The organism is Microbacterium sp. Root1433D1 (assembly GCF_001426835.1).
Lineage (GTDB): Bacteria > Actinomycetota > Actinomycetes > Actinomycetales > Microbacteriaceae > Microbacterium > Microbacterium maritypicum.
The window spans coordinates 22,768-35,356 of the sequence record NZ_LMFN01000001.1; the positions used below are offsets into that span (position 1 = coordinate 22,768).

A 12,589-nucleotide genomic window follows, 5' to 3' on the forward strand; every position below is an offset into this window, starting at 1 on the left:
ATCTGTGCGTTCCTTATGCCGAAGATGAGTTTCAGCTATGGCCTTAGCCTGTTCTTCATGAGTGTCATTCCCGGCGCATGGCGTCGTACCGCAGCGGGGGCAGGTCTGCTCGCTGCCGACGGAACCGTCGCGCCCACCATCTTCGCAGAGATGTCGGCAGCGGCGGCTCGAACCGGGGCGATCAATCTCGGCCAGGGCTTCCCCGACGAGGACGGTCCCGCAGAGGTGCTGGAGGCGGCGCGAGCCGCCATCGCGAGCGGAGCCAATCAGTACCCGCCCGGTCGCGGCACACCGGATCTCCTCGATGCCATCAGCGAGCATCAGCGGCGCTTCTACGGGCTCCGTGTCGATCCTTCCAGCGAGGTGATCGTGACGGCCGGAGCGACGGAGGCCCTGACCGCGACCCTGCTGGCGCTGATCGACGGCCCCGAAGACGAGGTCGTCGTGTTCGAGCCCTACTACGACTCCTATGCCGCCGCCGTGGCACTCGCGGGGGCACGGCTGCGCACGGTTCCGCTGCGCGCGCCGGACTTCCAACCCGACCTCGAGCGGCTCGCCGCGACGGTGAGCGATCGCACCAGGATCATCCTGGTCAACGACCCGCACAATCCCACGGGAGCGATCTTCGGGCGTGAGGTGCTCGAAGAGGTGGTGCGCCTGGCGGAGAAGCACGATGCGATCATCGTCACCGACGAGGTGTACGAGCATCTGGCGTTCCATGCCGCGCACACCCCGATCGCCACGCTCCCCGGAGCATCCGCGCGCACGCTGACGATCTCGTCCGCCGGGAAGACCTTCTCCACGACGGGGTGGAAGATCGGATGGGTGCATGGACCGGCCGCGCTCATCACGGCCGTGCTCACCGTGAAGCAGTACCTCACCTACGTCAACGGCTCGCCATTTCAGCCGGCTGTCGCCGTGGGGCTGCGGATGGACGACGCGTACTTCACGGACGCGGCCGCCGTGCTCGCCCACAAGCACGGGATCCTCGGCGACGGGCTGAGGGCGGCCGGATTCACCGTGCACGCACCTCAGGGCGGCTACTTCACCGTCGCGGATGCGACGGCGCTGGGCGGACAGGACGCCGCGGCCTTCTGCCGGGCCCTGCCGGAGCGCGTGGGCGTCGTGGCGATCCCGCTCACAGCCTTCGTCTCCGAGGAGCACAGGAGCGAATACGCGGGCCTGGTGCGCTTCGCCGCCTGCAAGCGCGTCGAGGTCCTCGAAGAGGCGGCGACGCGCCTCGCCCGCTTCTCCGCGTGACCGCACCTGCTGTGCCGGACCCGGGCCCGGTTCGCGCCTAGGCTTCGGGGGCCACGACCTCACGAGGAGTGACGGAGTACCGCCGCACGCGCAGCGACGGGTTCGTGATCCGCACGCGCTCGATCGTCTCCCTCTCGACCACCGCGACGGCGATCCCGGGAGCGGTTCCCACTCCGGCGAGTACGACGCCCTGGGGATCGACGATCTGCGAGTGTCCCACCCCGATCGGGGTCGGATGGCCTGCCGCGACCACGTAGACGGTGTTCTCGATCGCACGAGCGGCGAGCAGCGTCGTCCAGTGGTGCTCCTTGAGCGGCCCCCTGACCCACTCGGCCGGCACGACCAGGGCATCGGCCTGCGCATCGACCAGGGAACGGGCCACTTCAGGGAAGCGGAGGTCGTAACAGGTCATGAGCCCGAAACGCAGGCCCCCCAGCTCGAAAGTTGCGGCCTCCCCCACCTCACCCGGCTCCACCCAGTCGGACTCGGTCTGGCCGAACGCGTCGTACAGGTGCTGCTTGCGGTACACGGCGAGGACGCGGTCACCCCGCACGGCCACCACGGTGTTGCGCACTCGATGCCCGTCGGTCGCCCGTTCGGCCAGACCCGCGACGATCACGACGGCGTACTCGGAGGCCAGTGCCCTCAGGGTCTCGACGAACTCCCCGTCGAGGTCCTCCGCATTGGCAGCCAGGCTCTCGTCCATGGGGTCGACGAAGTAACTCGAGTACTCAGGGAACACGATCAGCTTCGCCCCCCGCCCGGCGGCGTCGGCCGTCAGCGCGGCGATCCGCTCCCGGTTCTCGGCTCGGGAGGCGGTCGGCGCGAACTGGCACACGGCGACGGGGACGGCTGCGGTCTCGGACATGTCTCCATCCTCTCGCATCGACACGCCCGGGACGTCGCCCGGAGGCCCCCAGGATTCGCCCGCCTTCGGAATCCGTGATAAGTTACTTCTTGTGCCGCGGGGTGGAGCAGTTCGGTAGCTCGCCGGGCTCATAACCCGGAGGTCGCAGGTTCAAATCCTGTCCCCGCAACAAGAAAGGCCCCGAGATCATCACGATCTCGGGGCCTTGTCCTTTTTGGGCCGAGTCCTATTCGACAAATTCAGTCGACAGTTGGCCGATTGGGGCGAACGGCTGCGAAGTGCTCCTCGGCGAGATCAGCAGGCTCCTCCAAAACGGAATCGGTATCCCCAGCGACCTGAGCAGCTCTGTCTTCGACATCCGCTCAGGGAGCCGGCCGGTTGACGCGGCATATCTCACCGGAACGACAACCTGGGGCTCTCACGCGGTTCGCCTCGATGACCTGTCGATAACAGACTTCAACTATCAGTTCAGTGCTGAGGTGGCAGATCCGACTCTCTTCACCCCGCGATTCCACTGCGACACGAACGCCAATCGTTGCTTCTACTCGAACGGGGAAGAAGCGGGCCTCTAAAGAGAAGAGACGCCGAACCGGCTACGCGCCGGCACTATGCCCCGATACTCCACCTGAAGTGTCGGGGCATAGATGCGCACAGCGAGGCCTCGATTGAGATCAATGGTGAGCGTGCCCGATAGGCTCGCGTCTGCACGGCCCGTCAAACTGACCGTGAGTAGGCTGCCCACGCGATCGGCGTCAACCATGCGGTAGAGGTCGTGACGGCGCCCCCAGATCGGTAGGGACATCGGGAAGGCTAGGCGCACTGGAAGGGGCTCTGTGAGCAATGCACTGGCCTGGCGCTGCACTATCTGCCCGTCAGTGCCAAACGAGCGCGTCGTGTCGTCATAAGACTGCTGCCTACCGGTCCGAGGGTCGACGAGGACATACGACGAGTGCATCGGTTCGGCGTGAAGCTCGAGGCTCTGAGGCTCTTCGCCCGGATCTTGCACGATGACTTCACAAGAGAAGGTCCGAACCAGACGCCAGTCAGTCAAAGTCGCGACAGCATCCATGAGCAGCGAGGTGGACTTCTCAGACAAGCTCAGGTCCTTCCTTCGGCCTTCAGGCCCCAGATGGGCCCACCGCGGGGCGTGCGCAACCTACGGGCACCTTCGTGATCGTACCGGCACGAGCGGCCGACAGCTGATCGCCACCGGTCGAGCGGAAACGAGTTCTCACTTGGAATCGCGAGCCGAACGTAATCGCATATCGAACTATCTGACTCGGAGAAATCCAAGCCAGAGGGCCTTTCGCTTTGCCCGGACGATGCCGGGCGCCACCCCGATACGAGAATGGGCGCCCCCTCGGGGGCGCCCATTCTGTTCGGTGCTGCGGATCAGTTGCCCGCTGCGGAGTCCAGCTCGATCAGCTTCTGAACCGCCACGGTAAGGCGCTCGTCGGCCTCGGCGAACTTCGCGAGGTCTCCGGCCTTCAGCGCGGCCTCACGGTCGAGCAGCGCGGTCTGAGCGGCAGCCAGGGCCTCGGCCTCGGCTCCCGTCGGCTGCGTGGGCTCGGTCGTCGGCACCTCGCCGGTGTCGGGCACCTCGGCGTTCGGATCCGGTTCGACCGTGTCGTCACCGCCGGTGGCACCGGAGTCACCGCCGAAGAGGGTGTCGAGCGCCTCGGTCAGGGTGTTCTCGAAGGCGACGCGATCACCGAAGGCGACCAGCACCTTCTGCAGACGCGGCAGCTGCGTTCCCTCGGACGACTGCACGTAGACGGGCTGCACGTAGAGCAGACCACCACCGACGGGCAGCGTCAGCAGGTTGCCGTAGATGACCTCGGACTCCCCCTGCTGGAGCAGGTTGAGCTGAGGCACGACCGAAGTGTCCGAGTTGTAGGTGTTCTGCACCTGACCGGGACCGGGGACCGTGGTGTCGGTGTCGATCTCGAGCATGCGCAGCTGGCCGTAGCCCTCCGCCTTCACGCCCTTCTCCGAGCCGGCATCCGAATCCACCGCGAGGTAGCCCATCAGCACATCGCGGCTGCCGCCCGCTCCCTGCGAGTTCGGGATGAACGTCGAGAACATCGAGAACCGGGGAGAGTCCTGACCCGGCATCTGCATGGTCAGGTAGTACGGCGGCTGCAGCATCGATTCGCTGCGGGGGTCGTTGGGCGTCTGCCAGCGGTTGTCCTGCTGCGCGAAGGATCCGGCCTTGTCGACGTGATACACGCCGAGGATGTCGCGCTGCACCTTGAACAGGTCGGTCGGGTAGCGCACATGGCTCATGAGCTCCCCCGACATCTCGCTGATCGGCTTCACCGTCGACGGGTAGACCTTCTGCCAGCTCTTGAGCACCGGGTCCTCGTCGTCCCACGCGTACAGCTTCACCGAACCGTCATAGGCATCGACCGTCGCCTTGACGGAGTTGCGGATGTAGTTGATGTCGTCGATCGCGAGGGTCGGCGAGGGGATGTTGGAGTCGGCGATGGCGTCGGACAGGCTCACGCTCGTCGAGTACGGGTAGGTCTGGCTCGTCGTGTAGCCGTCGACGATCCAGACGATGCGGCCGTCCACCACACTCGGGTAGGGGTCGCTGTCGAGCTCGAGGTACGGTGCCACCTTCTGCACGCGCGTCTTGGGGTCGCGGTCGTACAGGATCTGCGAGTCCTCGTTCACGAGGTTCGAGAACAGGATCTGCTCCGACTGGAACTTCAGCGCGTAGAGGAGCTTGGTGAACGTGTCGCCGACCTTCGGGCCGCCGTCGCCGTCGAACGTGGTCTTCGTCTCGCTCGAGCCGTCCTTGCCGCGCGGGTAGTCGATCTCTGCGGGCTCCGAGCCCTCGGGAGCGCCGACGATCGAGTACTCGGGCGAGTTCTCACCGAAGTAGACGCGCGGCTCGAAGTTCTCCCGGTCGGACAGGAATCCCGAAGTGGGGATACCGCGCTCGAGGAACACCGGCTCGCCGTCGGTGGTGCGCTGGTTGCCCGCGGCGGCGACGAGGCCGTAGCCGTGGGTGTAGACCGCGACGCGGTTGTTCCAGTTGTCACCGTCGCCCAGGCCCGACATGTCGAGGTCGCGCACCGACACCACGGTGTCCTGCATCTTCCCGTCGATCTCGTACCGGTCGACGTCCATCGTCTTCTGGAACTGGTAGTACCCGCGGTACTGCTCGAGCTGACGCACCGTCGGCGGGATGACCTTCGGGTCCATGATGCGGGTGGAGGCGGTGGTCTCCGCATCCGCGCGCAGCTGACCCGCCTCGGCGTCGGTCTTGGCGGCGAAGGGCGTGGTCTCGAGGTCTGCGACCCCGTACGCCTCCTTCGTGCCGTCGATGTTCCGCTGGTAGTACTCGGCCTGGTAGGCGTTCTGGTTCGGCTTCACCTGGAAGGTGGTGACCACCCACGGGTATCCGACGCCGACGACGAGCGAGGCCACGATGAGCAGCGCGGTCGCGGCCAGCGGGAAGCGCCAGCGGCCGATGACGGCCGTGACGAAGAAGAGGATCGCCACGACAGCGGCGATGATCGCGAGGATGGCGAGACCGGGGATCGTCGCGTTCACGCCCGTGTACGCCGCACCCGTGATGCGATCGTCGGGCTCGACGAGCGTCTTGTACTGGTCGAGCCAGAGGCTCGCCGCCTGCACGAGCAGGTAGAGACCGGCGATGACCGCGAGCTGGATGCGCGCGGGCTTCGAGATGCGCAGCTCACCCTGACCGATGCGCACCGAGCCGTACAGGTACGACACGAGGGCGGTGACCAGGAGCGAGAGCAGGAGCACGGCGGAGACGAACGCGAGCAGGATCGTGTAGAACGGCATCGCGAACATGTAGAAGCCGGTGTCGATGCCGAACTGCGGGTCGACGTCCGAGGTGGCCACACCGTTGATCCAGAGCCAGACCGTCTTCCACTGCCCCGCGGCCGCGAAGCCGGCGAACAGTCCGAAGAAGATGGGCATGCCCCACATCGCCAGGCGACGCAGCGGCTCGATGACCTCCTGGTACCGGTCCAGCTGCGAGCTGAGCCGCACGTAGACCGGACGCAGCCGGTAGGCGAGCTGGATGACGACGAACAGCGGAACGGCCATCCCGAGGAAGCCCACCACGAACATCACCGCCGTGGCGATCCACTGCGTCGTGAGGACGCCGGTGAAGCCCACCTGGTCGAACCAGAGGAATTCGGTGTAGAGGGAGGCGAACACGAAGAACACCGCGATCAAGGCGGCGATGATCACCAGGGAGATGCCGAGAATGCGTCGTGAGGTTCGAGGCGTGGCCGGATTCGGAGCTGAAGGCGAGGAGGTCACCCCACCATCCTAGGCATCGCTCACTGTGCGCAGGCTGTCATCCCGATCACAGCGCGGTCACGGTGACGTCTGCGCTCAGCTGCCTGCGAGGTCGCAGGTCGGGAGCGCTGAGACGTCGCCGTCGTCCGCGATGACCTCGAGGGCGGCGAGCGACTCCTCGAGCGTCGCCGTGCGGATGACCTGCAGTCCGTCCGGCACGTGTCCGACGACCTCGTCGCAGTTCGCCGCGGGAGCCAGGAAGTAGTCGGCTCCTGCGTCTCGCGCGCCGTAGAGCTTCTGACGGATGCCGCCGATCGGACCGACCGTGCCCGCCGCGTCGATGGTTCCGGTGCCGGCGATGTCCTTCCCGCCGTTGAGCTCCCCTTCGGTCAGCGTGTCGATGATCCCGAGCGCGAACATCATCCCGGCGCTGGGTCCGCCGACGTTGTCGAGCTGGATCGTGACGTCGATCTCGAAGTCGTAGTCGGTGCGCAGCGTGATGCCGATGAGCCATGCGGTCGCGTCGCCCTCGGTGTGCTTCTCCGGGGTGACCTCCACGGTCTGCTCGGCGCCGCCGCGCAGCACGGTGAGCTGCACCGGCGCTCCTGCCGCGGCCTGGATCGCCTCCCGCAGCTGCGTGGCCGAGGAGACCGGAGTTCCGTCGATCGCGGTGATGACGTCATCGGCTTCGAGGATGCCGTCGGCCGGGGAATCCGCCACGGCCTCGACCACGACGACCTCGGCGCCGGTGTCGTATCCGAGCTCGTTCAACGCGGCCGCTGTCGCCTCGTGCTGGGAGTCGACCATCAGCGTGGCGTTGCGCTCGTCGCGCTGCTCGCTCGTCACCCCCTGGGGGAACACCGAGTCGAGGGGGACGACCGCCTTGGACGAATCCATCCACGCCAGGGCGAGCTCGAACCAGCTGGGTGTGCGCTCGCGGTTGCCCACGACCTGCACCGTCGTGAGGTCCAGAGTCCCCGCGGTCTCGAACGTCTCGGCCCCCTCGACGCTGATCAGCGGCACCTGCTCGCCGTCAGCACCCTTCGCGGTGCCGAGGGTGTCGTACACCGGCCCCGGTCGCTGGATCACGTAGGGCGACGGAAGGAACGTCAGCACGACCAGCGCGAGGAGCGCGACGATCAGCGCCCAGACTCCGAGTCCGAGCTTCCCAGACCGCGTTCGATCCACTGCATTCCTCCGTCGTTCGCGAGCGGCGTACACCGATCTGCCCGCATCGGGTTCGCGCGCAGAAACCTGTGACTAGCGTAGATGCCACGGCAACAGAAGTGCTGAGAGGGCGAGCGACATGGCAGACAACGACCCGACACCCGAGGACTTCCAGGAGTTCCTGCGGAAGATGCTCTCGAACCAGAGCGGCGGCGACATCGATCCCGAGGCGCTGCGGGGCGCCTTCGAAGGGATGGACGGCTTCACACTCGACCCCGCGATGATGCAGACGATCATGTCGCAGCTGCAGGGCGCCTTCGGCGGCGACCCCTGGGAGAACGCGCTGCGTCAGGCTCTTTTCATCGCCAACCGCGACGGACAGGGCGTGACCGACGGATCGCGCACCTCGCTCGCCGATTCCTTCGCGCTCGCGAACCTGTGGCTCGGCGAGGCGACGACCATCTCGGAGCTCTCCGAGACCCCGACCGCGATGACCAGGGGCGAGTGGGTGGAGAAGACCCTTCCGGTGTGGAAGGAGATCGCCGATCCCGTGTCGACGAGCATCGCTGACGCGCTGACCTCGGCGTTGGACACGCAGGTGCCCGAAGAGATGCGCGGCGTGGTCCAGGGCGCAGGCCGGCTGATGCGGGGCCTGGGCGGCTCGGTGTTCGCCGCGCAGTTCGGACAGGTGCTCGGCAACCTCTCTCTCGAAGTCGTCTCCGGCGGTGACGTCGGCATCCCGGTGCTGCCCGCAGGCACCGCGGCGATCATCCCGCAGAACCTCACGGCCTTCGGCGAAGGCCTCGAGATCCCCGAAGACCAGATCGCGCTCTACCTCGCCACCCGCGAGCTCGCCTACGCGCGTCTGTACCGGCACGCGAAGTGGCTGCACCTGCACGTCATGGCGCAGATCACCGACTTCGCTCGCGGAGTCACGGTCGACGTGGACGCGCTCGAAGACGTCGCCAGCCGCCTCGATCCCTCGAACCCCGAAGAACTGCGCGCGGCGATCGAGGGTGGTGCGCTCCTGCCCGTGCAGAGCGACGCCCAGCGCGAGGCGCTCACCCGCCTCGAGAACCTCATCGCCACGATCGACGGCTGGGTCGACGTCGTGACCGCCCAGGCGACCTCTCGTCTTCCCGACGGCGCGCGCATCGCGGAAGCCGCCCGGCGCCGGCGCGCGGTCGGCGGACCCGCCGAGGACGCTCTCGGTGCCCTCGTGGGCCTCAAGCTCCGTCCACGGCGCATGCGCGAGGCCTCGGCCATGTGGCAGACGGTGACGGATGCCGTCGGCATCAGCGGGCGAGACTCCCTGTGGGACTACCCGGACCTCATGCCGACCGCCGAGGACATCGACGACCCGAGTGCGCTCGTCGCTCGCCTGCAGGCTGCCGAGCGCGGCGAGCAGCCGGCCGCCGACGAGTTCGACGAGGCCCTCGCCCGCCTGCTCGACGGTGACGACTTCTCGGAGGACGCTCCCGCCGAGGACTCGACGAACGATGCGGACGAAGACGGCGACGCCGCCCCGGAGGGCGACAGGCCGGTCTGAGCGCGAAGGTGCGGGCGGGCCGCGGATTCCGCGGACGCCCGCACCGCTCCTGCCCCGTTCGACGAGCACGGAGAAGTTGTCCACGGATGCCCGGTTCCGGCCCCGCACCGACCGCATCCTCACCACAATCGGAGAGATGCCGCTGACTCCTCCGCTCCTCACGCGTCTGCACCCGAGCTCGCCTCTGCTCTGGCGCGACGCGCACACGCTCCAGCTCGGCGACGAAGCCGGACTGCGCATCGCTGCTGACGATGCATGGGTCGAGCCGCTGCTCAGCAGACTGCGCTCCGGTTTCCGGCGCGGGGCGTTCGACGTGATCGCACACGCGGCTGGCGCGCCGCGGGAGGCAGCGCGCACGCTCCTCGCCCGCCTCGATCCGCTGTTGCTCGACGACGCCGCCCCGCCACGATCCGCCTGGGTCGAGAGCATCGGGATCGCCGACGGGCGCAGCGAGTACCGCATGCGCGAGGCGCTCGCCGACGAAGGCATCACCCTCGTCGAGGTCGGCCGTCGGCCCGGCGTGGGCGTCGTGCTCGTCAACGGCGCTGCCGCCGCGCTGCAGTTCGCCCGGTTCCTGCGCGAGGACATCCCGCACCTGCCGGTATCTTTCGAACCCGGCCGCGTGACCGTCGGGCCGCTGGTGGTACCCGGCGCGTCGGCCTGCCTCGCCTGTCGCGACGCCCACGCGCGAGACCTCGACCCGGCCTGGCCCCTGCTGCACGCGCAGATGATCGGCCGCGACCCCGGCCCGATCCGCGCGGCGCAGGTCGCCGAGGCCGGGCGGTTGACTGCCCTGCTCCTCGCAGACGACGAGACCGCCGACGGGCGCCTGGTGCGCGTCAGCGCGGACGGCTCGCTCGAGTGGCGTTCGGTGTCGTTTCACGAAGAATGCCGGTGCCGCGCCCCGTGGTCCCCATCTCAGCGAGGAACCGAGACGGGGAGCGCTCACCCCGCCCCGCTGATCTCGACCACGACAGCGCCAGCGTTCGCGCGGCGCGCGTGACCCCCACGTAGGCCAGCCGTCGCTCTTCGTCGACCGCCTCGAACGTCGTCGCATACGAGATGGGCAGCGATCCCTCCGCCCATCCGGCCAGATACACGTGCGGCCACTCCAGACCCTTGGCCGCGTGCAGGGTAGAGAGCGTGACGGTGCGCATCGTCGGTTCGTGCTGGTCCTTGGCCCGCGCCATCAGCGCGTCGCTGAAGCTGCGCAGGTTCACATCCGCTCCTGCCTCCTCAGCGAGCCTCAGGATGGCGCGACGCGCCTCCCATCCGCTGCGCTGCGCTCCCCCTGCGGCCGGCGGCTCGTCGGTGAGTCCGAGCTCGCGCAGCACGCGCTGCACCCCGGGCAGGAATCCCTGCTCGCTGGGGGCGACAGCGGCGGCCCGCAGGGCGAGGATCGCCTGACGGACCTCCGGCATGGCGAAGAATCGTGTCCCGCCCAGAACGGATGTCGCGATGCCCTCGGCGGCGAGCGCCTGCTGCAGCACAGCGGACTGCGCGTGAGCGCGGTAGAGCACGGCGATCTCCGACGGCGAGGCCCCCGCCTCGATGCGCGCGGAGATCGACGCGGCGATCCCCGCGGCTTCCTCCCCCTCCGTCTCGTATGCGGTGACGGTCGGCGCATCCGCGGTGAACTGCTCACGTGCCGGTACGAGCTCCAGCGCTCCGGGCCGGCCGTGCATCAGAGCGTTGGCTGCGGTGAGGATCGGCGGCTGCGAGCGGTAGTTCGTCTCCAGACGCACCACGGTGGCGTCCGGGTGACGGCGCTCGAACTCGAGCAGGAAACGCTGCTCCGCGCCGGCGAAGGAGTAGATGGTCTGGCTGGCGTCGCCGACCACGCAGATGTCGTGCCGGTCTCCGAGCCACAGCTCCAGCAGGCGGTTCTGCAACGGGGAGACGTCTTGGAACTCGTCGACCGTGAAGTGCCGGTACTGCTCGTGGACGGATGCGGCGACGCGCGGCTCCGCCTCCAGCATGCCGGCACAGGCGAGGAGCACGTCTTCGAAGTCGAGCTGGCGACGATCGTCCTTCAACGCCTCGTACCCGCGCATCAGCTCGATCAGCTGCCCCGCGTCGACCCCGCTGATCGGACGGCCGAGCGCTGCGTACTGGTCGATCGACAGCATCGACACCTTGCGCCACTCGATCTCGGAAGCGATGTCGCGGAGCGTCGCGGTGCTGGGACGGAGCCGGATCGCGTCGGCCGCCTGCCCCAGCATCCGCACCTTGTTGTCGATGATGGATGGCGCGGGCGATCCGGCCAGCGTGGGCCAGAAGAAGTTCAGCTGCGCGAGCGCGGTCGCATGGAACGTGCGGGCGGCGACGCCTTCGACACCGAGCGCCCGCAGGCGACCGCGGAGCTCTCCCGCCGCTTTCGCGGTGAAGGTGACCGCCATGACGCGCGAGGGCGAGTATGCGCCGGTGTCGACGCCGTGTGCGATGCGATGCGTGATCACCCGGGTCTTTCCGGTTCCGGCTCCGGCGAGCACGACGACGGGACCACGCAACACGGATGCCGCTGCCCGCTGCCGCTCATCGAGGGCATCGAGTGCGCTCACGCGCGATCCTCGTACCAGTCGACGATCAGCGCACGGGCGATCGACGCCGGCCCCGGAAGCCCCACCGGGCCGTGTCCGGCGAGCGCGGTGCCGATCTCGGCACGCGTGAACCAGCGCACCTCGATGATCTCCTCGCCGTCGGCGCGCGCCGCGGACTCGTCGTCGACAACGGCACGGAAGCCGACCATGAGCGATCGGGGGAACGGCCAAGCCTGCGAGGAGACGTACCGCAGGGCGGAAAGACGCACCCCCGATTCCTCCTCGATCTCGCGATACGCGGTCGACTCGAGCGATTCCCCCGCCTCGGTGAAACCCGCGAAGCAGGAGAACATGCGCCCGCCCCAGTTGGCATTGGCGCCGAGCAGGAGCCGCTCGCCGTCTCTGCTCTCGACGGCGACGATCACGGCTGGATCCGTGCGCGGGAAGTGCTGGCGTGCGCACACGAGGCAGCGCCGCGACCATCCGCCCTGCTGCAGCTGGGTCGCCCCACCGCAGGTCGGACAGAACGGCGCGTCCCGAAGCCATCCGGCGAGGGCGATGGCGCCGATCAGGAGCTCGGACTCCTGCCCGTCGATGCGACCGCCGAGATCACGCAGGCCGAGCCAGATCTCGTCCGGGGCGGTGTCGAGCGCGTCGCTCTCCGGCGGTGCGGCGGCGAGGAGCAGCACGGTGCCGTCGGCATCGCGTCCGAGAAGTGCCCAGCTCGCCTCGGCGACCTCGTCAGGGGTCACGCGCAGCAGCGCGGAATCCACGACCCTGACCCGGCCCTCGCGCACGACGATCACACGGGTCGCGGGGTCGCTTCGCAGACGATCGAGCACGTCCGGCTCCTCGCGGAGTTCGGCTGCACGATCGAGGGATGGGCGCGGAATGGTCATCGACTCCCTCTCTCACGGGCGT

The 12,589-nt window shown here is 68.2% G+C and carries 8 protein-coding genes and 1 tRNA gene; 3 read left to right on the forward strand and 6 right to left on the reverse strand.

Features of this window, described 5'->3' with window-relative positions; genetic code table 11:
* Nucleotides 1-57: 57 nt before the first annotated feature.
* Complete coding sequence (locus ASD13_RS00095; protein ID WP_055864344.1) at nucleotides 58-1,260, forward strand: aminotransferase class I/II-fold pyridoxal phosphate-dependent enzyme; 1,203 nt, start codon at nucleotides 58-60, stop codon at nucleotides 1,258-1,260.
* Nucleotides 1,261-1,297: 37 nt separating this feature from the next.
* Here the strand turns inward: ASD13_RS00095 and ASD13_RS00100 are convergent, their stop codons facing one another.
* Nucleotides 1,298-2,128, reverse strand: coding sequence for a carbon-nitrogen hydrolase family protein (locus ASD13_RS00100; RefSeq protein WP_055864347.1), 831 nt, complete (start codon nucleotides 2,126-2,128; stop codon nucleotides 1,298-1,300).
* 95 nt (nucleotides 2,129-2,223) lie between these two features.
* Here ASD13_RS00100 and ASD13_RS00105 point away from each other — a divergent pair.
* Nucleotides 2,224-2,297: transfer RNA gene (locus tag ASD13_RS00105), tRNA-Met, on the forward strand.
* Nucleotides 2,298-2,696: 399 nt separating this feature from the next.
* On the opposite strand, the gene ASD13_RS00115 is transcribed toward ASD13_RS00105, so the two are convergent.
* From ASD13_RS00115 to ASD13_RS00125, 3 genes are all read right to left on the reverse strand, one after another.
* Complete coding sequence (locus ASD13_RS00115; RefSeq protein ID WP_055864353.1) at nucleotides 2,697-3,224, reverse strand: hypothetical protein; 528 nt, start codon at nucleotides 3,222-3,224, stop codon at nucleotides 2,697-2,699.
* Nucleotides 3,225-3,520: 296 nt separating this feature from the next.
* Nucleotides 3,521-6,433, reverse strand: a complete 2,913-nt coding sequence (locus tag ASD13_RS00120) for a UPF0182 family membrane protein (protein ID WP_055864357.1) — start codon at nucleotides 6,431-6,433, stop codon at nucleotides 3,521-3,523.
* A 75-nt stretch (nucleotides 6,434-6,508) separates the two neighbouring features.
* Nucleotides 6,509-7,600 (reverse strand): YlbL family protein, encoded by a 1,092-nt coding sequence (locus tag ASD13_RS00125; RefSeq protein ID WP_082531355.1) that lies wholly within the window; start codon nucleotides 7,598-7,600, stop codon nucleotides 6,509-6,511.
* Between the two features lie 118 nt (nucleotides 7,601-7,718).
* On the opposite strand from ASD13_RS00125, the gene ASD13_RS00130 reads away from it, so the two are divergent.
* Nucleotides 7,719-9,128 (forward strand): zinc-dependent metalloprotease, encoded by a 1,410-nt coding sequence (locus ASD13_RS00130; RefSeq protein ID WP_055864362.1) that lies wholly within the window; start codon nucleotides 7,719-7,721, stop codon nucleotides 9,126-9,128.
* Between the two features lie 839 nt (nucleotides 9,129-9,967).
* On the opposite strand, the gene ASD13_RS00135 is transcribed toward ASD13_RS00130, so the two are convergent.
* Nucleotides 9,968-11,689: an ATP-dependent helicase gene (locus ASD13_RS00135; protein WP_055864365.1), complete on the reverse strand. Its 1,722-nt coding sequence runs from the start codon at nucleotides 11,687-11,689 to the stop codon at nucleotides 9,968-9,970.
* The gene (gene nudC, locus ASD13_RS00140; RefSeq protein WP_055864367.1) at nucleotides 11,686-12,567 is read right to left on the reverse strand and encodes an NAD(+) diphosphatase; all 882 of its coding nucleotides are present in this window, start codon (nucleotides 12,565-12,567) and stop codon (nucleotides 11,686-11,688) included. Before nudC ends, ASD13_RS00135 begins: the two co-directional genes overlap by 4 nt.
* Between the last annotated feature and the right edge of the window lie 22 nt (nucleotides 12,568-12,589).